At 39.8% G+C, this 22,883-nt stretch carries 21 protein-coding genes; 2 read left to right on the forward strand and 19 right to left on the reverse strand.

Going from position 1 to position 22,883, the window contains the following annotated elements:
- Positions 1-180: 180 nt before the first annotated feature.
- The 10 genes from HNQ41_RS07195 to helD all read right to left on the reverse strand — a co-directional run bounded on the left by HNQ41_RS07195 (position 181) and on the right by helD (position 10,418).
- Positions 181-1,341 carry a cysteine desulfurase family protein gene (locus HNQ41_RS07195; protein WP_184663747.1) on the reverse strand — a complete coding sequence of 387 codons (1,161 nt, stop codon included), beginning with the start codon at positions 1,339-1,341 and terminating at the stop codon, positions 181-183.
- Between the two features lie 235 nt (positions 1,342-1,576).
- Positions 1,577-2,287, reverse strand: coding sequence for a hypothetical protein (locus tag HNQ41_RS07200; RefSeq protein WP_184663748.1), 711 nt, complete (start codon positions 2,285-2,287; stop codon positions 1,577-1,579).
- Positions 2,287-3,030 carry a hypothetical protein gene (locus HNQ41_RS07205; RefSeq protein WP_184663749.1) on the reverse strand — a complete coding sequence of 248 codons (744 nt, stop codon included), beginning with the start codon at positions 3,028-3,030 and terminating at the stop codon, positions 2,287-2,289. Before HNQ41_RS07205 ends, HNQ41_RS07200 begins: the two co-directional genes overlap by 1 nt.
- On the reverse strand, positions 3,011-3,922 hold the full coding sequence (locus HNQ41_RS07210; RefSeq protein ID WP_184663750.1) for an ATP-binding cassette domain-containing protein: 912 nt from the start codon (positions 3,920-3,922) through the stop codon (positions 3,011-3,013). The genes HNQ41_RS07205 and HNQ41_RS07210 overlap by 20 nt, the downstream gene beginning before the upstream one ends.
- Positions 3,919-4,299: a GntR family transcriptional regulator gene (locus tag HNQ41_RS07215; RefSeq protein ID WP_184663804.1), complete on the reverse strand. Its 381-nt coding sequence runs from the start codon at positions 4,297-4,299 to the stop codon at positions 3,919-3,921. Before HNQ41_RS07215 ends, HNQ41_RS07210 begins: the two co-directional genes overlap by 4 nt.
- A 135-nt stretch (positions 4,300-4,434) precedes the next feature.
- Positions 4,435-4,767: an inorganic pyrophosphatase gene (locus HNQ41_RS07220; protein ID WP_184663751.1), complete on the reverse strand. Its 333-nt coding sequence runs from the start codon at positions 4,765-4,767 to the stop codon at positions 4,435-4,437.
- A gap of 13 nt (positions 4,768-4,780) precedes the next feature.
- Complete coding sequence (locus HNQ41_RS07225; RefSeq protein ID WP_184663752.1) at positions 4,781-5,572, reverse strand: GNAT family N-acetyltransferase; 792 nt, start codon at positions 5,570-5,572, stop codon at positions 4,781-4,783.
- 228 nt (positions 5,573-5,800) lie between these two features.
- The gene (gene chrA, locus HNQ41_RS07230) at positions 5,801-6,994 is read right to left on the reverse strand and encodes a chromate efflux transporter (protein WP_184663753.1); all 1,194 of its coding nucleotides are present in this window, start codon (positions 6,992-6,994) and stop codon (positions 5,801-5,803) included.
- Positions 6,995-7,297: 303 nt separating this feature from the next.
- Positions 7,298-8,053, reverse strand: coding sequence for a type I methionyl aminopeptidase (map, locus tag HNQ41_RS07235; RefSeq protein ID WP_184663754.1), 756 nt, complete (start codon positions 8,051-8,053; stop codon positions 7,298-7,300).
- Positions 8,054-8,141: 88 nt separating this feature from the next.
- The gene (gene helD / locus HNQ41_RS07240; protein WP_184663755.1) at positions 8,142-10,418 is read right to left on the reverse strand and encodes an RNA polymerase recycling motor HelD; all 2,277 of its coding nucleotides are present in this window, start codon (positions 10,416-10,418) and stop codon (positions 8,142-8,144) included.
- 316 nt (positions 10,419-10,734) lie between these two features.
- Here helD and HNQ41_RS07245 point away from each other — a divergent pair, with 316 nt between their 5' ends.
- On the forward strand, positions 10,735-11,061 hold the full coding sequence (locus HNQ41_RS07245; RefSeq protein WP_184663756.1) for a hypothetical protein: 327 nt from the start codon (positions 10,735-10,737) through the stop codon (positions 11,059-11,061).
- Positions 11,062-11,106: 45 nt separating this feature from the next.
- Positions 11,107-12,666 (forward strand): peptide chain release factor 3, encoded by a 1,560-nt coding sequence (locus HNQ41_RS07250; RefSeq protein WP_184663757.1) that lies wholly within the window; start codon positions 11,107-11,109, stop codon positions 12,664-12,666.
- A gap of 115 nt (positions 12,667-12,781) precedes the next feature.
- Here HNQ41_RS07250 and HNQ41_RS07255 read toward each other — a convergent pair whose 3' ends face one another.
- The 9 genes from HNQ41_RS07255 to HNQ41_RS07295 form a co-directional block, all read right to left on the reverse strand.
- Positions 12,782-13,168: a bactofilin family protein gene (locus HNQ41_RS07255; protein WP_184663758.1), complete on the reverse strand. Its 387-nt coding sequence runs from the start codon at positions 13,166-13,168 to the stop codon at positions 12,782-12,784.
- Between the two features lie 74 nt (positions 13,169-13,242).
- Positions 13,243-14,181 carry a M23 family metallopeptidase gene (locus HNQ41_RS07260; RefSeq protein WP_184663759.1) on the reverse strand — a complete coding sequence of 313 codons (939 nt, stop codon included), beginning with the start codon at positions 14,179-14,181 and terminating at the stop codon, positions 13,243-13,245.
- Positions 14,182-14,374: 193 nt separating this feature from the next.
- A complete protein-coding gene (locus HNQ41_RS07265; protein WP_184663760.1) occupies positions 14,375-15,799 on the reverse strand; it encodes a SpoVR family protein in 1,425 nt (474 codons plus the stop codon).
- 182 nt (positions 15,800-15,981) lie between these two features.
- Complete coding sequence (locus tag HNQ41_RS07270; RefSeq protein WP_184663761.1) at positions 15,982-16,164, reverse strand: aspartyl-phosphate phosphatase Spo0E family protein; 183 nt, start codon at positions 16,162-16,164, stop codon at positions 15,982-15,984.
- 185 nt (positions 16,165-16,349) lie between these two features.
- Positions 16,350-18,092, reverse strand: coding sequence for a phospho-sugar mutase (locus HNQ41_RS07275; protein ID WP_184663762.1), 1,743 nt, complete (start codon positions 18,090-18,092; stop codon positions 16,350-16,352).
- A 98-nt stretch (positions 18,093-18,190) separates the two neighbouring features.
- Positions 18,191-19,909 (reverse strand): glycerol-3-phosphate dehydrogenase/oxidase, encoded by a 1,719-nt coding sequence (locus tag HNQ41_RS07280; protein ID WP_221301880.1) that lies wholly within the window; start codon positions 19,907-19,909, stop codon positions 18,191-18,193.
- 100 nt (positions 19,910-20,009) lie between these two features.
- A complete protein-coding gene (gene glpK, locus HNQ41_RS07285; protein ID WP_184663763.1) occupies positions 20,010-21,503 on the reverse strand; it encodes a glycerol kinase GlpK in 1,494 nt (497 codons plus the stop codon).
- A gap of 151 nt (positions 21,504-21,654) precedes the next feature.
- Entirely contained in the window at positions 21,655-22,092 is a 438-nt protein-coding gene (locus HNQ41_RS07290) for a hypothetical protein (protein ID WP_184663764.1), read from the reverse strand.
- Positions 22,093-22,252: 160 nt separating this feature from the next.
- Positions 22,253-22,720, reverse strand: coding sequence for a chemotaxis protein CheX (locus HNQ41_RS07295; RefSeq protein ID WP_184663765.1), 468 nt, complete (start codon positions 22,718-22,720; stop codon positions 22,253-22,255).
- Between the last annotated feature and the right edge of the window lie 163 nt (positions 22,721-22,883).

Below are 22,883 nucleotides of genomic sequence, written 5' to 3' on the forward strand. Positions count from 1 at the left end.
GAGTGGAATCCGTCATTTTATGAGTGAATTAGGACCTTCCTCCCGTTTGAAGGAATTCTTTTTCTTCCCATATGGAAAAATTCTTTCCTCAAGAGTTCCCCGTTGATACACCAAAAAAACACATGTAATCTCTTGTGTGAAATTACATGTGTTTTGCTCGTTTCCCCTGTTCCTTGGCATTTAATCGTTCATTTTCAAATCTTGATATTTTCTTTGCAGAACACGTTCTTCCAAGAGGTCAATCACGCGATCGATGTCTTTTTCAGTTGTATAATGACCTAAACTAAAACGAACTGCTCCCTTTCCTACATGTTCTTCCACACCCATTGCTTTTAAAACAGACGACAGTTGGACATTACCTGAATGGCACGCAGAACCAGTTGATGCAGCAACTTCTGGTATCTGTCTTAGGACCTCTTCTCCCGTAAACCCAGGGAAATTCACACTTAACGTATTGGCAAGACGTTCATCTGGATGACCATTTAATGTCAATTGGCCGTGAAGTAAACGATGTAATCGCTCCCAAAATTTATCACGTAACTGACGAATCTCCTCAATCTGATGAAATGATGAAGTTGACGTGGAGGATGAACAAGCTTCACCTAGACCTACTGCAAGCATGACATTTTCTGTCCCGGCTCTCATCCCCATTTCGTGACCGGCGCCATGAATAAGCGGTTCAATGGGGGTACCTTGGCGAATGTATAAGGCACCAATTCCTTTCGGCGCGTAAACTTTATGTCCAGCAACTGTTAATAAATCGATTTGTAACTGGTCAACATCAATGGGCACTTTTCCGATAGACTGGGAAGCATCCGTATGCATAACAATCCCATTTTTCTTAGCAATCGCTGTGATCTCTGAAATGGGTTGCAAGGTTCCCACTTCATTATTTGCATGCATGATTGAAATCAGAATCGTCTCATCAGTCACCGCATTTTCTACATCCTCTGGGTCGACTTGGCCAAACTCATCAACCTCAAGGTATGTCACCTGCGCTCCTTGTTTTTCTAAATAATCGCACGGGTTCATCACCGCTGGATGTTCGACCTTAGACGTAATGATATGATTTCCACGATCACGTAAAGATTGAAATACACCTTTTAATGCAAAATTATTCGCCTCGCTCCCCCCACTTGTAAAAATCACTTCCTCAGTTTGAGCACCAATGCTTTGAGCAACTTGATGTCTTGCCTGTTCTAACGACGATGACGCCTTATTTGCTGCCCAATGACTCGCTGAAGGGTTTCCAAAATGATCGTATATAAAAGGCTCCATAGCACGAATAACTTCTTCTTTTAGTGGCGTGCTTGCATTATAATCCAGGTAAATCCGTTCCATTGCTTTCGCCCCCCTATTAATCTCATCGTTAATTATTGTGAAGATAGCATATTTTTACATTCTCAGCAAAATGTTTAATCAGTCGATGGTGCTTACACTGATATGAAAACATATGTATAAATATCACACAAAAGAGGGGAAAAACGAAACGAGTCATTATAAAAGAAGCTCAAAAAAGCCACCCCCCTCTCAACTCAATAAAGGTGAGTTGAAGAGGGAAGCAAGTTCTCACTTACTACTGAATCATTTCAACTTGGCCGCTTGTTCTTGTAACGTTGATTTCTTTAGGAATCTGTACATAGACCGCTTCTTTGCCCCTGATAGACGGTCCCCTATGTCCAAAGCGTTCCTCCTCTGTAAATTGCGTAATCGGAAATTCCTTCATAAAGGACTTCTCTTCCAAAGTGAGTTCATTAGACTCAACAAAAACAAGTTCATCTTGTTGTAAAGACATATCCGGCGCTTCACGTTCTTTTGTCATATCTTTTCCACCGATGACCATCGGCGTCATGTAATGTGTCACTTCGATTTTATCTATTTCTGCGTATTCAAAATAAACTTGTAAAGACGTGTGCTGGTCTGGTTGCCTTGAGGTTGTGATTGCTAATTTTTCTTGGTCGAATGTGAATGTTGATCGCTCATTGGCAAACACACCTTCTATTTCATCTAAGGTTCCTTTCCTCTTATTTTCCATGAATTCAAGGCTCGTTTGTTCGATCTCCCTAAGCTCATCTTCACTTACATCGTTATGAGCTTCATCCTTGTTTTCTGGAATCATATAAAAGGTAATGACCGCAATAAATAAAACCGATGCGTACATAATTAATATGGATTGGGCTCTCTTTCGGTATTGAAAAAAGGAGGATTTAGACAATATCTTAAAAATCACAGCTAAGATTAAAAACAAAACAGTAAAAATAAAAGTACTCACAAAGAACAATCGCATTATGATCGCACCTCCAATCGACGGCCAACAAATACCGAACTCACAAAAAGTAAGCTACTTGTGATTAATACTTTCAGTGAAAATAATAGAAATGACGTTTCTGTAGCAAAAAATTGTACAATAGGAGAAACAAACGCCCCCCCAAACATAAGTTCTAAAATGAGAAAGCCAAATAAAATAGCCGGTAAAATCACGATAAATATTTTGTTTAATTGTACGAGCATCCCTACAAAATAACCGCTAGATGTCAACAAAAATAAGTAAAGCGCAATAACTAACACACCTAATATCCATTCTTGTAGTGCATAACTATCTTTAATAACCGTCACTTCAGGATCATTCATAAAATAAATGATCACTTTAAGCAATACACTCGCACATAATGCTGAAACGCCTCCGATTAGACTTGTTGTCAAAAGAAATGATATATTCGACAAATGATGACTTAATCGATTCGAAACAAAGGTAAAATCGATATCTCTATACCCTTTTTGCGTAAGCGTCACAGCGACAACAAATCCCCAAAACAACGTAAACCAAACGATGATATCCCCCGAATAGTACTGTGCTGAAAAAGACATCCCACCAGAACTTGTTCCACTTCCCCCAATAGGATTTAAAGAAAATAGAAGGCCTAATAATTGAACCCCAACCAAGGCACTAAACACATTAATGTATGCTTTCAATTTATAGACAAATTGTTTATGAGCAACATCGAGCACGCTAGCTTCTCTCCAAAACATCATCAATCCCTCCTTCCTTTTGCTGTGTGAGATAAATAAACACATCTTCTGTACTTACTGCTGATATTTTCACGCCATCCCCTTCTACCTGAACTCTCTCACCATTGGATAAGTCATTTTTCACAACAACATAAATATATTGATGGCTGATCTCTCTTTTATAAAGCACCTCGCGATTTTTACAGATACGTTCAATCACCTTTTTCTCGCCTGTCAAACCAATGGCATAATTTTTGACCTCATCAACCGGTAAATGAAGTCGATTCTCTCCTTGGTGAATGATGAATATCTCTTCAAGTAAATCCTCTATTTCATTTAAGTGATGGCTAGATAAAAGAATGGTGCGCGGATGTGCAAGATAATCTTTCAATAGTGTTCGGTAAAAATCTTTACGTACAGCCGAATCCATTCCTTCTGTCGGTTCATCAAAAATTGTTAATGGACTTCTTGCACAGATTCCAATAATCATATGAAACGTACTTTTCATCCCTTTTGATAGTTGGTGATGATATTTGTCACAAGGAAGTGCAAAGTACGAAAACAATTTCTCGGCAAGCTGAACATCCCAGTTCTTATAAAAACGCCCCGCTTCCTGCAAAATATCTTTTAGTGTCAATGTCGGTGGAAACATCATCGTACCGTCAATGAAAACTGTATTCTCAGCTACCTTTATATGGTGAAATGGGTTTTCAGCAAACACTTTCACCGTCCCTTGCGTTGGTCGAAGAAAACCAGCAACCGTTTTTAAAAACGTTGTTTTCCCTGCTCCATTGCGACCAATCACACCTGTGATCGCATTTTCTTTTATATTTACCGAGAGGCCTGTTAAAGCTTGTGTCCCATTCTTATTTCCATACACTTTGCTAACATTTTCACACCTGACAACAGTCATCGTGAGTCCCCCTTTTCTCTCATTTCGACACGAACCATCTCCACGAGTTCCTCTTCGCTTACATTTAAATAATTCGCCTCTTTTACAATTTCTTTTACGAGTTTTCCTAATGTTTGACTTTTTCTTTTGTCTATAATCAGTGCTTTCGCTTCAGAAGAAACAAACATCCCTAAACCTCTTTTTTTATAAACGATGTTGGCATCAGCTAACAAATTTAATCCCTTTGCCGCTGTCGCTGGATTAATATTAAACATGTCTGCCAATTGATATTGAGAATACATTTTTTCATCGACTTCGATATGACCTGATAGGATTTCCGTTTCCAACCATTCTCCAATTTGAATATAGATTGGCTTTGTATCGTCAGGATTTAGAATGAAACTCGCCTCCTCTCATACTAAGTCAGTGCATTAGTCATGTAATGTAGTATATCGTTTTTACTTTTTTCTGTAAATAGGCACACGACACAAAAAAATCTCCCAACTTAATCTTAGAAGTTGGGAGAGATTCACTTAAGCCATCACGACTGATATGTATTGGTCGGGATATAAAGCGTTGAGCTGTTCTTGAATATTTTCTTTTTCAAATACTGCTTGTTCTGAAGCGACGACTATTTCTGTTGAAGGATGGTTACTGCGCTGGACAAGAGCAATAACTGTACCACTAAAAAAAGTAAGTGGTTTTGATACACCGAGAATATACGCGTTCACTTCGCTGTTATCTATCGTCACAGTTCCTGGTAAAGTACCGATGTTGATCGGAAGCTCACGGTTTGTATTCGGGTCAACCGTCCCAAGGGGCCTATCTACGATAACCTGCACGCTTTTTCTAAGGTACTTTCTCATGCACTCCCTCCTTTTAGTCTCCGATCATAAACGGAACAAAAAAACGTTCGTTCACTGCCTCAAATCCAAGTGATTCATATAAACGAACTGAAGCTATATCATCTGCATAAACGTAAACATAAACACTTGAAGTTTGCTTTCCAATTTCCGTGAGTGTACTGTTAACCGCTTGACTACAGCCTTTTCGATCGGCAAATGATGCAGTAGCTACATGATTGATTTCTACATAATGTTCACTAAAAGCGCTAAATCCACCCATTGCTGCTAAGCGCCCCTTTTCCCACACCCCAAAGAAGGGAAACTTTTCGAATGCATCTTTGGAAAATGTCAAAAGCTCTTGTTCTTCCGCAAGGGCTTGAACTTCTTCGTGATTTTCTCGTCTTATTTCCTGCACATTTGTTTCACTCATTAATTTTGTGTCATCCTGATGTCTCATGAGCTGCATTTTCCTTGGTGGGGCAATCATTGTCCCGTGATGGTAAAACATCGGTAATTCTTCTTCCTTTAAGAGCGCAATCCCCTCATGTGAAAATTTCACAGATTTCTCTGCTTCATGAAACAAGTTCTCAACATCCACAGCTTCTAAGTTGCCTGGGAAATAATAAGCGAAAGTTGGCAGTGAATATTCATCATGAAATGCGACAACCGAGACAAGATCTTCATCATTCCATTGGGCAAAAAATGTCGAAGTTTTCCGTTTGTCCATGAGCATATCATAAAAAGGTAAATGCTCTTCTTTTACGATTTGATTTTGTAATTGATTTAACTGGTGTTCAGTCATTGGTGCAAATGTTGTTTCAATCAATGTTGACGCTCCTTTTAATTCGTTCGCTCTTCCTTCTATTCAAAGATTTCCCGATCATCTCATTCAATAAACAACAACGTCAAACGACAAGGATCATGTAAAATGAAGTTTGATCATAACAGGTGCTAAAATGAATTTTTCCAATTCCCCTGAAAACACCACTTAAGATAAACAATCCCTTCGATTGTCGTCGATGATACTTAGATAGATTCACAAACCCCTCCCCCACTACAAGAACAATGTATACAAACTACCAAAGCAAATGCCAACGAATACGACCGACCATGCAGGCAGCTTCCAATAGACGAGCATAGCAAATAAGAAGGCTGCTCCTGCAATATCATATGTGTGATGAATTGTACTCGTCCAAATCGGATCATAAAATGCGGCCGCTAAAATCCCTACAACACTCGCATTAATCCCTTTCAAAGCTCCTTTAGCCCATTTTTTTGTTCGCAGTTCATCCCAAAATGGTAGGACACCAATGATGAGAAGAAATGCTGGTAGAAATATCGCCACCGTCGCTAAGATCGCCATCGGCCATCCTCCGATGACTGCCCCTAAGTATGAAGCGAACGTAAACAATGGACCTGGCACAGCTTGGGCCACACCGTAACCGGCTAAAAAGGCTTCTTCCCCTACCAAACCAGTAGGCACGACTTCTCTTTCTAATAATGGTAAAACAACGTGTCCACCACCAAAAACGAGAGAGCCAGCACGATAAAATAAATCAATAAGTTGAACGAAAAGTGAGGTCGTCACATAATTGAGCAATGGAAGTGCCACTAGTAAAAGAGTAAATAAAGTAAGGCTAAGTGCACCCGTTTTTCGGCTAATAGGCAGCCGAGTCATCGCACCCTCTTCATTTTCTTCTGTTCTAGTAAATAAAAAGTAACCGATTAGGCCTGCCAACAAGATGACTGCGACTTGACTCCAAGTCGTCTGAATCAATGTAATTACAATAAATGCAGCAACTGCTAAGGTCGCTCGGTCACGGTCAGGTGCTAATTTTTTCCCCATTCCTAATAGAGCATGTGCAACAACAGCTACAGCTACAATTTTCAATCCTTGAATCCAAGTCTGAGTATCTACGCCTGCTTGTTGTATAAAGAGGGCAAATAACACTAAAATGATGACCGAAGGAAGTGTAAAACCTAAAAATGAAACCATTCCACCTAACAATCCTCCACGCATCATTCCAATTCCCATTCCGACTTGGCTACTCCCAGGACCTGGTAAAAATTGACTTAAGGCGATTAAATCTGCATAACTTTTTTCATCTAACCATTTACGACGCCGAACATACTCTTCATGAAAATAACCAAGATGAGCAACCGGCCCCCCGAATGATGTACATCCAAGACGGAAAGACACGATGAATATCGTCCATAAATATCGTAAACGTTGTGGGTTTCCTTCCATTTTAACTCCTCCTTGTCTCGATAAGGTTGTCTAGCGGACATGAGATCCGTTATTTGCGTTATATTGCTTTTTTTCAAGGAGGAAATGGACATATGTTCCGTTATTCAGCCCAAAATGGGGTTAATTTGCCTAATTTTCAACAAATAACGGAACCAGTGTCCGTATCCCGTAAAAAAAGTGGCTGATTTTAAATAATAGCGGAATATATGTCCTCACCAGTCTGCACTGGATTATAAATCACTTTTTCGTGAAAAAGAGAACCGATCGTAAATGTTATCACGATTGGTTCTCTTAAAACGGGATTTATACGTTTTCTTGCTCTGTCAAAACAACTGGACCTTCTTTTGTAATCGCGATTGTATGTTCATACTGAGCAGACAGGCCCCCATCTTTCGTACGCGCAGTCCATCCATTATCATCCATTTCCGAGGTCCATGTTCCTGTATTAATCATTGGTTCAATCGTAATCACCATACCTGGTTTGAGACGCTTTCCTTTTCCTGCCTCTCCAAAGTGGGGGATATTTGGTTCTTCATGGATCGTCGGGCCGATTCCGTGCCCTGCAAATTCACGTACGACGGAAAAACCTTCCCCTTCGACGTACTCTTGAATCGCGTGCCCGATGTCACCGATTCTTTTCCCTGGTTGCGCTTGCTCAATCGCCCGATATAACGATTCCTTCGTCACTTGGCATAAATGTTGTGCTTCAGGTGATGCGTCTCCAACGATGTAGGTCCACGCAGAGTCAGCCAAACCACCATTTAGATTTAACACGAAATCAATCGCAACGATATCACCATTTTTCAATGGTTCATTACGAGGAAACCCATGACAAATCTCATCGTTAACCGAAGCACACGTCGCATATTCGTAGCCTTGATATCCCTTTTGCTCTGCGGTAGCCCCGTGGCGTGTAATGTAGTCATCGACAAAATCATTAATTTCTTGTGTCGTAATACCCGGTTTAATCATTTTCGCAATTTCTTTATGACAACGAGCCAAAAGTTTTCCTGCTTCGTGCATAAGTTCAATTTCACGTTCTGATTTCAAAGTAATCAATGAAGATACTCCTTTCCTAAAACCATATACATCGTTATATTTTACCATATATGATACGTAAATTCTCCAACTACTCGTTTATTCCTCTTCATTGCCCAGTCTGTTTAAAAAGTTGACCTAGCATGCCTGACATATCACCGAAACTTATGAAAAACAAACGGTGTAACGCTCTTGTCATCGCCACGTAAAGTAGTTTTGTATCAAGTTCGTTCTCTGAATAACTTTCATCAACCGTTGCAATAACAACGACGTCAAATTCTAATCCTTTCGCCAAATAAGAAGGGACAATTACGCATTGCTCATTAAATTCCTCATCCTGGTCAGAAAGAACAGGAATCTCTATATCATCTTCTTTTAACCGTTTTGCAATCTTATCGCATTCTTGATCGGTTTTCCCAATGATCGCAAATGATTGATAGGTATCCCCTTGAAGAGCTAGGATATCACGAACTTTTACCGCAAAATCTTGATTCGTATTTGCAATCTCATAACTCGGACGCTCATCATGACGGACAACAGGCTGCGCTAACAAATAACCTTCTGCTTCACTTCGCTCTAACATATTATTCGCTTCCGTCATAATTTCAACCGTTGTACGATAACTTTGCGTCAGTGTAGCATATTCTGCATTTGGAAAAACATCATCCATCAATTGTTGCCACGTTTTCGTCCCTCGATAAGAATGAATCCCTTGCGTTAAATCACCGAGAATCGTCCATTTCTCACTATTACAGATCCCTTTTAAAACCGCGAATTCAAATGAGTTATAGTCTTGCGCTTCATCGATGACCAAGTATTTCGGCGCCTTTTCTTCTTCTACACCGTACAGACGGTGATGAATATAAAGTAGTGGGGCTGCGTCTTCAAGTTGGACACTCGTTTTCGCTTTCTTTTCTTGCACCGACATTGCCAGTGCCTTTGCCTCTTCGTCATTGACAGCGCCATACGTTTTCAATTTTTCAATGTCGGTCATAAGATCGTAGTAGATATCAAGAACTTTATGTTTTTTCACTTGTTTAAAGTATGTAGTCAGCATTTTTTTGGCTTCGTTTTTTAAACGCTCAATATGTTCATCTTTTTTATTAGACAAGGTCGTAACTTTTTGACGGCGCTGGGTTTCATCACGAATCCCGTAGATCACTTTTTCAATCTTCTCGTCGTAAACATCGGAGACTTGCGCAATTTTTTCATCTGCCTTACGTTTTGCTTGTTTTTTCAAGACGTTTTTCATTTTTTCAATTCGACGGTAAGGGGGTAAATACGTGTATTCGTCGAAAAACCAATGTTTGATATCTTGTTCTGAATATATCGTAAACCGCTCAAGCGTAAGATCACCTTTAGGTACCATCTCATCAATGACATCTTGCAAATAACGATCGAGCACTTGCATAAACGTGAGTGAACCTTTGTAAGAAGCAACCCACTCCGTCCACTGGCTTGATACTTGATTTTGTTGCGCCAATAATTGCGTTAATTTTTCATCGCGATTCGCAAAACGCAGCTTCGCACCAATCGTTTGTTGAACGAAATCTGGAAACGTCGTTTGCTGAACTTCGTCAACGCCAAGCTCAGGAAGGACATCTGATATGTAATCGAGAAAGAGTCGGTTAGGTGCAATAATCATCATTTGTTCAGGTTTAAAAGATTCAGCAAGAGTATAGATAAAAAATGCGACCCGATGCAAAGCAATCGTCGTTTTCCCACTTCCTGCTACGCCTTGTACAATGAGCGGACGGTCCATATCGGCACGAATAATGCGGTTTTGTTCCTCTTGAATTGTTGATACGATATCTTTTAGACGATGATCGGCATTTGTCGTTAACGACTCTTGCAACATTTCGTCTCGCGCTGTGATATCGATATCTCGGATTTCTTGTAATTCCCCTTTATCAATCACATACTGCCGCTTTTCAGATAGATCACCTGTATAAGTCTCACCATTGGCTTCATAACTCACTCGACCAATTTGTCCTTCGTAATAAAGGTTCGCAATCGGTGAACGCCAATCAACGATGATCGGTTGTTGATTATCTTTTCGATACAAAGACGTCTTCCCAATATATAGTTTTTCTTTTTCAGATCCATCAGGGGTGAAATCAATGCGAGAAAAATACGGGCGGTCTTGCACGTAAGAAAGTTGACGTAAATTTCGTTGCGTCATTTCTAGCATAGACGCATTGGCTAAAATATTTACCCAACTTAAACTACTATCGAGGTGATCAAGTTCAACTAATGCTTCTTTAATATTGCCTTGAAAGTCACTGCGGTTTTTCTCAGCTTGTTCTAATACAGCTTGTATATAGGCTTTCGTATACGCTAGTCGTTCTTTTTCTTGTTCAAAGTCTGGGTGTTCATGTGCTTCCATCAATAACACCACCTTAAGTTATTTATGTAATCTTATTTCATTCAGCTGCTTTGTTAACATTGAGGAGAGGGGGTTATTGATAATAAGAGGGGAAATAACCTTTATATTTTAACAAGTAAATATGCTGAAAAGCAAACAGCTTCCATCCTTCATCCAAAAATCTTCATAAGCATCTCGTTGATTTTCCATTTCCTTCTGCACGAATTCCCGTTACAATAGATTATGGTTCATTTCATGTTTCGAAATAGCGGACGTCTTTCTTTTCCAGGTAAACTATGCTTACATATGAGTGAGCGAGAAAGTTGGGGGAATGTTTATGTTCTCAACAGCAACATCATTTGGCGTTATTACGATTGTAACAAGCTTACATGCAATCATAGCAATCATCAGTTTTTTACTAGCTAAACAAAACGACACGATCGTCGTACGACGTATTTTTAAGCTCATATACAGTTTATTAATCGGTTGGTTACTTTCATTTGCTTCGGTATCATCTTTCATGTTTATGAGATCGGAAATGGCTATGCAAGTTTACGTATTTGACTTAGGTATGTTAAGCACGATCTTCGTTTTCACCCTTTTTCAAGGGTTTTTGTATGGATTTATTGATGATTGGTTAGAAAAAAGGAAGAATAACACCTAAACAATTATCGTAATTGGAAATTTTATTATAAAAGGATGGTCAACAATGGAAAAAACAGCAAACCGGCGTACCTTTGCAATTATTTCCCACCCTGACGCAGGTAAGACAACCTTAACAGAAAAACTACTCTTGTTAGGGGGAAGTATTCGTTCAGCTGGAACAGTGAAAGGGAAAAAGTCAGGAAAATTCGCGACCTCTGACTGGATGGAAATCGAAAAGCAACGCGGGATTTCTGTCACATCCAGTGTCATGCAGTTAAATTACAATGGTGTCCACATTAATATCCTTGACACACCTGGACACGAAGACTTCAGTGAAGATACATACCGTACCCTCACTGCTGTTGATACAGCTGTCATGGTGATTGATAGTGTAAAAGGGATCGAAGCACAAACGTTAAAATTATTTAAAGTTTGCCGTATGCGGGGAATTCCGATTTTAACGTTCATTAATAAGTTAGATCGTGAAGGACGGGAACCGCTCGACTTATTAACGGAAATTGAAGAAACCCTTGAAATGGAAACGTACCCGATGAACTGGCCTGTCGGTATGGGGAAAACATTACGTGGTGTATACAGTCGTGCAGATGAAACGATTGAATCATTTCAAGAGGGAGATGAAGGAGACGAACGACAAACTTTTCAGATCGATGACCCTGAAGCGCCACTTACCGATGCAGACCGTGAAGCGTTAGATGAAGACATTATGTTAATTGATGAAGCGGGTAACGATTTTGACCGTGAAAAAGTTCAAAAAGGAAAAATGACACCTGTCTTTTTCGGAAGTGCCCTTGCCAATTTCGGCGTTCAATCATTCCTTGATCACTTTGTCGATTTAGCTCTTTCACCACAACCTCGCCGTTCTACATCGGGGGAAATTTCACCCGATGACGACCGTTTCTCTGGATTTATCTTTAAAATTCAAGCGAATATGAATCCGGCACACCGTGACCGAATCGCATTCCTCCGCGTCTGCTCAGGCACGTTTGAACGCGGTATAGATATTGAACTATCGCGAACTGGTAAACGAATGAAACTGAACCAATCACAACAATTTTTCGCTTCTGACCGCGATACCGTCGAAAAAGCATACCCTGGCGACATTATCGGTTTATACGATACCGGCACGTTCCAAGTCGGCGACACACTCGTGACAGGAAATGACTCATTTCATTATGAAGAAATGCCACAATTCCCACCAGAACAGTTTGCAAAAGTCACGGCAAAACATGCTTTAAAGCATAAACAATTCCATAAAGGGATGGACCAACTCGTTCAGGAAGGTACAATCCAGCTATACCGCACACCTTATTTTGATGATTACATTGTCGGTGCCGTTGGGGAACTACAATTCCAAGTATTTGAATATCGAATGAAGAATGAATACAAGGTGGACATCGAATTTCAACCATACAGTCATGAAATTGCCCGTTGGGTAACAGGTGGAACGATTACCGATAAGATGACTGATCAACGCCGAATGCTCGTCCACGACCATAAGGATCGTCCAGTTATTTTATTTGAAAACGAGTTTGTATTAACAATGTTCCAACAAAAATTCCCCGAAATTGAGCTTTCTAGTGGATGGGGCATGCTGGAATCATAAAAAACACCGTGAGCTTCAGTAGAAACGACGAAGCTCACGGTGTTTTTTTGATCGCACCATAATATATGAACCAATCAGTCACTTAAAAACCAAGCTGGTTCTCTTTTCACACCCATTATTGTGCCTGTTCTTTTTCACCTTCATGGACTGTAAACATATCTCCATCAATAACTTGAGGAGAATGTTTTTCATTCTTTTTCATGAAACTTTGGCCATGGAAATGCGCGTTCTCATCAATGACGAGTTTATCCATTGTCGCAGACCCTTCGAGATAACCTGAGTCTAACAAATGAACCTTCTCCTCGCCATCCACATTCCCTTTTACTTTTCCTGCGATATGAATATTTCGTGCAAAAATATCATGTTCAACATATCCTTCAGAACCTACTGTCACGTCTCCTGAACTTTTTACTTCCCCATAAACATTTCCATCGATCCGAATACTTGAGTCAATGTGAACTGTTCCTTCAATCGTTGTACCTTTCCCAATCACTGTTTTCATTTCAGTTCGCTTTTTGTCACTCTTTTTTTCTGAAAACATTTTAGACCAGTGTAAACTGGTCGTTCACCCCTTTCTTAATCAAAAAATGTCATGTACATATACGGGTCTACTTCTACGCCATTGCGAAAGATTTCATAATGTAAATGAACACCCGTACTCCGCCCCGTTGTCCCCATTCCTCCAATTTTCTCGCCTTGTTCGACTTCTTGTCCAACTGTGACATGAATTTGATTTAAATGAGCATATAACGTTTTGTATGTTTCACTATGATTGATGCGGACCGTTTTCCCATATCCTCCTTCTACTCCAGCTCCAACTACTTTTCCATCAGCTGCTGCATAAATCGGTGTGTTCATTGAAGCGGCGATATCAATGCCTGAGTGAAACGACGTTTGACCTGTCAGCGGATCTCGACGATTGCCGTATTCAGATGTAAGTTGCCCTTCATTCGTTGGAGGATGAACCGGGGTTTCTTGTAACTCCTCTTGATAGCGAATAAGCTGATCAATGGTCTCTTTGAAATCTTCCACTAACTTCGGTAATTCATCGTTTAATTGGTCCATTCTTTCTGGAAGTTCTTCTCTGCTTGCATCCACTACATTGGCTGGAATTCGTGGACCTCCACTCCCACTCACCCCATTTTCAATATCTATTGGAACGTCAATATCCATTTCGACTAACTCTTCCTCAAATGCTTTAAACCTTTCCACTGACTCCTGCATAGACGCAGCTTCTCGTTCTAATTTTCGGTAGCTTTCCTCAATCTCTTCAACTTCCTGCTTTTGTTCACGTAAGGAACCTGTTAATGACTCTTTTTCAACCACTAACTTAGGTACCCAAAAAGAAGCCACAATCGTTACAACGATGCTGACCGCCAACATCATAAATGTAATGTAAAACAATGATTTGGAAAGATCATATTGACGAATTGACGACTGTGCTCCTGAAGTTAATAAGATTGTCCAACGTTTTTCCCTTTGTCTCCATTTATGGAACAGTTTTTTTAGGCACATGAGAATCCGTGTTTTTCCTCACCTCTTCCTTTTTAATAGAAATTTTTAATCATTGCTTTGTCCATCTATATATTAGATTCATATTCAACAACTCAATACATATCACAACTCGTTCAATTTTCCCTCCATGTTTTCTTAAAAAAAGCTCCCTAAACGACGGGTTAACGCCGTTTAAGAAGCGATTATGAAAAAATTAAGGGAGATACTTTTTAGAAACATTTTTACCATCATAAGTGAATAACGTACGTCGGTCATTGAGAACAGTTTCCATATGAACGATCCGCCCCCATAACTGATAAATATAAGGTAATGTTTTCTCTAGATGGTTAAGATCTAACTCAATTCCCTCATACCAATGAGTTAAATATAACTCTCCGCTTTTTAAATAATCACCGTCAGTTACTGTAATGTAAGGAAAGCCACCATTTACACGCATACTCACTAATTGATCGCGAACTTGTTTCCATTCTTTATCTACGACTTTGTAGTCCTTTCCCTTTTTCTGAAATAGATACATATCCTCTCTCAACACGAGATCTTTTGTTAAATAGTTTCTAATAAATGAAATGTCTGACTCGATTTCACGAACTTCAAAGATTTTCTCGCGACCACTACCGGGTTTCACCCCAAAAATCTCTTTCATTTCATCACTTGGATGATTGTAGCGCTCCTCAATATCCTCAAAAATCTTCACACCTAAATAATACGGATTAATTGATGTGCGCGACGGCTGTACAACATTTGCATTCAGTTTAGCAAATTCGATTGATTCTTCACTCGTTAAATCTAGTTCTCTAACAATTCTTTGGTGCCAATACGAAGCCCAGCCTTCGTTCATAATCTTTGTTTCTAATTGCGGCCAAAAATACAGCATTTCTTCCCGCATCATTGTCAGAATATCTCGTTGCCACTCTTCCAATTCACTACTATATTCTTCGATAAATAAAAGCAAATCTTTTTCCGGTTGGGGTGGTAACTTTTTCTTCTTTTTCCTTTTTCTCGTTCCTTTTTCTTGATCGTCGTCGAGTGACCACAAATCATCATACGGTGTCGCGATCGTATCAACCACATCATCCTCGTCTTCTTCCCAAACATCATCCCAAGACCAGCTCAATTTCGGGCGAAGTAAACTCGGGTCAATATGCTCTTGAATGGCTAACACTGCATCGAGAAATTTTTCTACTTCTTCTCTGCCATGAACCATTTCATAATGAGCAACCCTCTCAGCAGTCGCTGTCATACTTTCAACCATATCGCGACGTGTGTTTGAAAAACGAACGTTATTTTTAAAGAAGTCACAATGAGCTAAGACGTGTGCAACGATCAGCTTATTTTGGATAAGTGAATTACTGTCTAGTAAAAAGGCGTAGCAAGGGTTGGAATTAATCACAAGTTCATATATTTTACTTAAACCTACATCATATTGCGTTTTCATTTTATGGAATTGCTTACCAAAACTCCAATGAGAAAAACGTGTCGGCATTCCGTAAGCACCAAACGTATAAATAACGTCAGCAGGACAAATTTCATAGCGCATCGGATACGTATCTAATCCGAACCCTTCGGCAATCTCAGTAATCTCATCAATCGCCCGTTCCAACGTATTGTTCTGAGTCAAGCTATTTCCCCTCCCTATAATACGTGACTTACGTTAGTCTATGTTTTCAAGCTTGCAATGATGAATAGACGAACTTGTCGTTAAACCGTTGGCGCTAGTTGCCCCTAAAACATAAAAAAGAGGAACAATAGATGTCCCTCTAATCCAAGCATTGAATATTCAATTTAAACACCGATTCCATTTTACTCGGAAGCATGTTTTACTGACTGCGTTTCGATTAATCCTCTGTGAACATTTAAAAGTTCGTCTAACTCCTGGCTATACTGAATGGTTTCACTTGACGTAAAACCATTCTCTTGGGCAGATCGAACCATCTGCCATCGTTTGATTTCTATATAACCAATCAATAACTCTTGTACTGACATACCCTCACCTACTTACAAGGGACGAATGTGAATTGTGTGTATTTGCGAACATAACTATAACTATAACTATAACTTTACGCTATTTGTCTCCCTGTTGTTTATATGTAAAATATGACAGAAACAAGAGTGAAATGCAAGGCGAAAATGACAATTATAGGATGTACGGACAAATTCACATGAATTCTTTATTTTTCGAGAATTGTTTCAACTTTTTCAACAACAGTCCGTTTGATATTTAACAGTTGTGACCTTGACGCAGACAAGGATTCACTTTGTACACCGATATAGGCTTTCATCTTTGGCTCGGTACCTGAAGGGCGTAAACAGAACCACGATCCATCTTCAAATCGAACTTTGATTACATTTGATGCAGGAAGTTCAATTGGTTCTGTTGTACTTTTTTGGATATCATAACGCTTTCCTTGTTGATAATCTTCAATACACTTCACGATTAATCCAGCGAAGTCGTTGATTTGACCTTTCCGGAAAGAGTCAAGGACATTTTCAATTTTCTCTTGGCCTGTTTTTCCTTTTGCTTTAAACGAAACGAGTTCTTCTAAATACCATCCATACTCTTCATACATCTCTTCTAATGCCTGTAATAACGTTTTTTCATTCCGTTTATGATATAAAGCCACTTCAGCTGCCATTAAAGCAACTTGAACGGCATCTTTATCTCGAACGAAAGGTTGGATTAAATAGCCGTAGCTTTCTTCATAACCAAACAAGAATGTTGCTTGTTTTTCGTCATGAGCCTGAAGGATGCGCTCACCGATAAACTTAAAACCAGTAAGAGTATTTTCTAGTGTTACCCCATACTTATTGGCAATCGCCTGCCCGAGCTCGGATGTCACGATGGTTTTAATCACTAATCCATCATCAGGCAACGTTCCTTGTTCTTTTCTCGTTTGTAAAATATATTCCATTAATAGCGCACCTGTTTGGTTGCCTGTTAAAACCGTATAATCTCCGCTTCCGTCTTTGACAGCTAAGCCAATTCGATCACCATCAGGATCTGTCGCCATTAAAATATCTGCATCATGCTCTTTTCCAATTTCTATCGCTCGATCAAATGCCCGATGTTCTTCAGGGTTCGGCGATGATACTTCGGAAAATGACGGGTCTGGCTTCGCCTGTTCTTCAACGACTGTCAGATTTGAAAAACCTGCTTGCTTCAATGCATCTACGGTGGCTTGGCAAGCGGCTCCATGTAATGGTGTATAAACGACTGATAAGTCATCTCCTGACTCATCTACAATGCTTTGATTTAACGTAATCCCTTTCAAATGTTCTAAGTACGCCTCGTCAACTTCTTCATCTACATAAGCGAGTAAACCTTGTTGCTGAAGCTCTCTTTCATCACCTGTACGTACTGTTAGTTCATCTTCTATACGATTCACGTAAGAAATTAAAGCGTCTGCATCTTTAGGTACAAGTTGACATCCATCTTCACCGTATACCTTTAGGCCATTATATTCAGGTGGATTATGACTAGCAGTGATCATGATTCCTGCACTTGTTTGTAAATGGCGTACCGAAAAAGAAAGCAGTGGTGTTGCTCTAAGCGATGATAATACATACGCACGAACACCGTTCGCCCCTAATGTTAATGCGGCTTCCCGGGCAAACTCTTGCGAACGGTAACGATTGTCATATGCAATCACTACACCTTTTCGAACGGCGTCTTCTCCAAACGACTGAAGATAATCTGCTAACCCTTGTGCTGCTTTACGAACAGTATATACATTCATTCGGTTGGTACCGACACCTATTTCACCGCGCATCCCGCCTGTACCAAACGTTAACGACTTATAAAAACGGTCTTCTAGCTCTGTTTCATCACTTTGCAAATTGGCCAATTCTTCTCGTTGTTCTTCTTCCAACACATCACTATCTAACCAACGTTCGTATTCTTGTTTCCAAACCATCAGTAACCTCCTACGATTTACGTTTTCATATCCTATTCCTATTATAGAAGATAAACCCAAAAACCAACACCCTAAAGATGTTGGCTTATATTTACCTTTTATGACAGAGGTGGCGTGTTGTCGACATCTTTTCTAGATGCCATTTCGACAAGACTATCTAACACTTCATCTAATTCATTTGTGACTTTCTTCTCAAATGATTCTGTCCATTGAAAGTATGATGACATGTAATCAATCGTTGCTTGTTTCCATTTGTAAACAAAATCAATATCAAAATATAAAGCACCCGTTCTTCGATTGAAAAAATCGAGTGGGTGGACGACCATTTCTTCCTCAATGCTATAAACGAGACTCGCATACACAAACTTAGGTAAATGGAAACGCTCAGCATTAGCTCCTGATGTTTTCGTGATTTCATATACGCGTGTCACATTTGTTCCATATAGATTGGCCAAATCATTCGCTTCCTTGGCTGTTAAACCGATGGACTTCCCCTCGCTAACTTTCTCTTCGATAAATGAAGAAAAGTGTTCAGAACCTCCTAAATCCCCACCGGAAAGTGGGACTGCCTCTGTTGTACATTTTTCCTCGATGCCAAGGTTCTTTGTAACGATGTCGACCGTTCGTTCAGCCATCTTTCGGTAGCCTGTTAATTTCCCACCAGCAATTGAGATTAACCCTGACTCGGAGGTGAATAATTCATCTTTTCTTGATATATCCGAAGTGGTTTTTCCATCTTCATAAATAAGTGGACGGATCCCAGCCCAACACGACTCTATATCCTGGTCTGTTAAATGAATGGTTGGAAACATCGTATTTACAGATTCTAAAATATACATACAATCTGATTTTGTCACCTTTGGTTTCGCTAGTTCACCATTGTATATCGTATCCGTTGTCCCTATGTATGTTTTATCACCTCGAGGAATGGAAAACATCATCCGTCCATCATACTTCGTATCAAAATAAACAGCTTGTTGTAAAGGAAATTTCGATTGATCAACGACGAGATGGACCCCTTTTGTATGATAAAGAAATTTCTCTTTTTTGGAACGGTCCTTTTCTCTCAATGTATCTACCCATGGCCCTGTCGCATTAACGATGTTTTTCGCTCGAATCGTATAGCTCTTCTCGTTTATTAGATCGGTGACATGAACACCTGCAACTTTTCCATGTTCATAAATAAAATGCTCGCCTTTGCTATAGTTGACAGCAATGGCTCCTCTATGAACGGCTTCTTTAATTGTCTCTAAAGTGAGTCTTGCATCATCTGTCTTATATTCTACGTAAAGTCCACCACCCTTTAACCCATCTGAACGCATAAGCGGTTCCATTTTCATTGTTTCATGGCGCCCTAACATTTTTCTTTGCTCGCTTCTCCTCACTCGAGCCAATATATCGTATAATTTTAAACCAATAGACATTGAAAACTTTCCAAATGTCCCTTCTTTCGTTAATGGGAGAAGCATCCACTCTGGTTTTGTCACATGGGGCGCATTTTCATAGACGATCGCTCGTTCCTTACCGACTTCAGAGACGAGTTTGAAATCGAGTTGTTTCAAGTAACGGAGCCCACCATGTACTAGTTTTGTTGAACGACTAGACGTTCCGGCAGCAAAATCTTGCATTTCCACAACCCCAACTCTTAGTCCTCGGACAGTAGCATCTAAGGCGATCCCTGCTCCTGTAATTCCACCACCAATGACGAGCAAGTCTAATTCAGCAAGCTGTAGTTGTTCTAAATACGTTTGACGTTGAAATGACGAAAAAGATTTTGACACAATGTCTTCCGCCTTTCTTTCATGAATATCAACCAAAAAGACCACCCCCCTTTTTACAGATGCATATCAATATATGTATCTATGAACGAAAAGGGTTGCGGTCTTCTAATTTTAAGTGAACGATCTAAAAAGATGGTTATTTAAAAACTTTCGTTGCTTCAATCGCCTTTTTCCATCCACGGTAAAGTTCATCCCGTTTTGTCTCAGAAATTTGTGATTCAAATGTTTGGTTAACTTTCCACTGTTTCGAGATTTCGTGACGGTCGTTCCAAAACCCGACTGCTAATCCTGATAAATATGCTGCTCCTAACGCAGTTGTTTCTTGAATGGTCGGTCTTTGCACAGGGATCCCTAACATATCACTTTGAAACTGCATTAAAAAGTTGTTCGAAACCGCTCCTCCATCAACTCGCAACGTTTTCACTTTTGTTTTTGCATCGGCTTCCATCGCATGCAAAACGTCTTTCGTTTGATAAGCGAGTGATTCAACTGTCGCACGGACAAAATGCTCTTTTTGCGTTCCACGGGTTAGACCGAATATTGCACCGCGAACTTCACTATCCCAATATGGCGTACCTAACCCTACAAAGGACGGAACAACATATACTCCTTCACTCGAGGTAACAGCTTTCGCATATCGCTCACTATCAGGCGATGACTTTAACATACGTAAACCATCGCGAAGCCATTGGATTGCAGAGCCTGCCACAAAAATGCTCCCTTCCAGTGCATACTCAACTTGACCATCTATTCCCCAAGCAATCGTCGTCAATAATCCGTGTTTGGAAGTCACTGCCTCTTCTCCCGTGTTCATGAGCATAAAACAGCCTGTTCCATACGTATTTTTTGCCATTCCTTTTTCATAACATGCTTGACCGAAAAGTGCGGCTTGCTGATCCCCTGCCACTCCAGATAATGGAACTTGTTCCCCTCCGAAATGGTAATCAACTGTATAAGCATAGATTTCTGAAGACGGGCGCACTTCCGGAAGCATTTGCTTCGGAATATCGAGGATGTTCAATAACTCATCATCCCACTTTAATTCATGGATATTAAACATTAATGTACGTGATGCATTTGAATAATCAGTAACATGGACAGCTCCACCTGACAATTTCCAAATCAACCATGTGTCCACCGTCCCAAAGAGAAGTTCACCGTTTTCAGCACGTGTACGCGCTCCTTCAACACGATCCAAAATCCACTTAACTTTTGTCCCCGAAAAATAAGCATCCATAAGAAGTCCAGTTTTTTCTTTAAACATTGGCTCATAACCTTGTTGCTTTAAATTTTCACATATATCCATCGTTTGCCGAGATTGCCATACAACAGCATTGTAGATCGGTTTTCCAGAACCTTTTTCCCATATCACTGTCGTTTCGCGCTGATTCGTAATACCAATAGATGCAACTTCCTTCGGGGAAATATTTGTCTTATTTAATACTTCAGCAATCACTGCCAGAACGGAAGATAAAATTTCATTAGGATTTTGCTCAACCCACCCTGACTGTGGGAAAAATTGTTCGAATTCTTGCTGCGCGCTATCAACGATCTCCCCATTGCGATTAAACAAAATCGCTCGTGAACTCGTAGTCCCTTGATCTAAAGCTAAAATATATTTTTTCTCCATTTTATAAGTCCCTCCCCTCGATGATCTTAATGATCAATAACGCTCTATTATCCTATGCTAAACTTGCTATTAAGCATAACGAAGATTTGAAAACGCTGTCAATCATATCAATGAAGAGACTCTACTTAAACATTGATAATATGGATTGATATCATGGTTGAACCGATAAAGTAAACGGAATCTCCACATCATCTACATCCGTGGAAACAAATAATTCTCCCTGCCATAATCCTGGTTCATCAAATCGCTCATCTGCTTCAAACAATCCTGATTCAACGTGGCGCAATTGAAGTTTCTTATCTTCTCCGCCCTGAAGGTTGACTCGGGCAGTCACATCAATTCTCTTGGCGTCATGATCATTAAAAGCACCAATATATGCTTGTAAAGTTGTCCGTTCATGGATTCTTACAGGTTCTTTTTTCGTATACACTTCCGCATTTTCCGAGACATTTTCTAGCGATGGGGTTAATTCAGAAGAAAGCATCGTGTTCATGATTCCAATAAACATAAACAATCCTATAAGACCAAAAAGTATGAAGGGAATAGTTAGCTGGGGTTTCGTTTGTTTCGAACGTTTAAATTCACTCATTTTATCGACTCCTTTCCTCTTGCAAACATTTTGGTCAGGAGTCACTAAATTTAATCAATATCGAAACATATTTCATCATTAAAATGAGACTTTGATTTGTGATCACAAAAAAACTGACTCACTAGCACTATAGGCTGTAACCTTGAGTCAGTTAAATCCATTATGAAGTTGTCTCTTCTTTTAATGAAATATGCGTATCTAAAAGTCCAATTGATGTTTGCAAAGGGACCGTGACAAATAGGCGGTTTGAACGAAACTTCGAATGGCCATCATTGACGACAGGCGGGGTCACATCAATACTACACGCTTCATTTGAAAGCTCTGTCGCTGTATTTCCAGCAATCCAATTACCGAACTCTTGAATCGCACTCCAGCCCATTTCATCCAACTCGTTAATAACCATTCCACCCATCATTGTACCAACAATTCCTTTTGCGGTTTCATTTGTAAATGAGCAGATAATTTGTCCATTCACATCACCACTGACACCTAATACGACAGATACTTCATTGGAAGGAATGACGTCCTTACCTGAATGTGGATCTAGCGGAGTCACATCAACCCCGAAGTGGTTTGTTAAAATTGATTCCGTCGCTCTACAAACTGCATTTACATGATTAGCATTCAACAAATGACATCCCTTTCGTCTTTACTATTACCGATTTTGCTTTTATGTTCATAATAATTTGTCATTAATAGTTCAATTTTACCATAACTTTTTTATGTTTTCACGCTTTTTAGACACTATTCGACTACTATTCAACCCCCCCATACTTTAGGTATGAAATTAA

It is taken from the genome of Texcoconibacillus texcoconensis, assembly GCF_014202575.1.
GTDB lineage: Bacteria > Bacillota > Bacilli > Bacillales > Salisediminibacteriaceae > Texcoconibacillus > Texcoconibacillus texcoconensis.

Coding starts and splice junctions, on each gene's coding strand:
- HNQ41_RS07195 (WP_184663747.1), bottom strand. CDS start 1,341: ATGGAACGGATTTACCTGGATTATAATGCAAGCACGCCACTAAAAGAA.
- HNQ41_RS07200 (WP_184663748.1), bottom strand. CDS start 2,287: ATGCGATTGTTCTTTGTGAGTACTTTTATTTTTACTGTTTTGTTTTTA.
- HNQ41_RS07205 (WP_184663749.1), bottom strand. CDS start 3,030: ATGTTTTGGAGAGAAGCTAGCGTGCTCGATGTTGCTCATAAACAATTT.
- HNQ41_RS07210 (WP_184663750.1), bottom strand. CDS start 3,922: ATGACTGTTGTCAGGTGTGAAAATGTTAGCAAAGTGTATGGAAATAAG.
- HNQ41_RS07220 (WP_184663751.1), bottom strand. CDS start 4,767: ATGAGAAAGTACCTTAGAAAAAGCGTGCAGGTTATCGTAGATAGGCCC.
- chrA (WP_184663753.1), bottom strand. CDS start 6,994: ATGGAAGGAAACCCACAACGTTTACGATATTTATGGACGATATTCATC.
- helD (WP_184663755.1), bottom strand. CDS start 10,418: ATGGAAGCACATGAACACCCAGACTTTGAACAAGAAAAAGAACGACTA.
- HNQ41_RS07245 (WP_184663756.1), top strand. CDS start 10,735: ATGTTCTCAACAGCAACATCATTTGGCGTTATTACGATTGTAACAAGC.
- HNQ41_RS07250 (WP_184663757.1), top strand. CDS start 11,107: ATGGAAAAAACAGCAAACCGGCGTACCTTTGCAATTATTTCCCACCCT.
- HNQ41_RS07255 (WP_184663758.1), bottom strand. CDS start 13,168: ATGAAAACAGTGATTGGGAAAGGTACAACGATTGAAGGAACAGTTCAC.
- HNQ41_RS07260 (WP_184663759.1), bottom strand. CDS start 14,181: ATGTGCCTAAAAAAACTGTTCCATAAATGGAGACAAAGGGAAAAACGT.
- HNQ41_RS07270 (WP_184663761.1), bottom strand. CDS start 16,164: ATGTCAGTACAAGAGTTATTGATTGGTTATATAGAAATCAAACGATGG.
- HNQ41_RS07275 (WP_184663762.1), bottom strand. CDS start 18,092: ATGGTTTGGAAACAAGAATACGAACGTTGGTTAGATAGTGATGTGTTG.
- glpK (WP_184663763.1), bottom strand. CDS start 21,503: ATGGAGAAAAAATATATTTTAGCTTTAGATCAAGGGACTACGAGTTCA.
- HNQ41_RS07290 (WP_184663764.1), bottom strand. CDS start 22,092: ATGAGTGAATTTAAACGTTCGAAACAAACGAAACCCCAGCTAACTATT.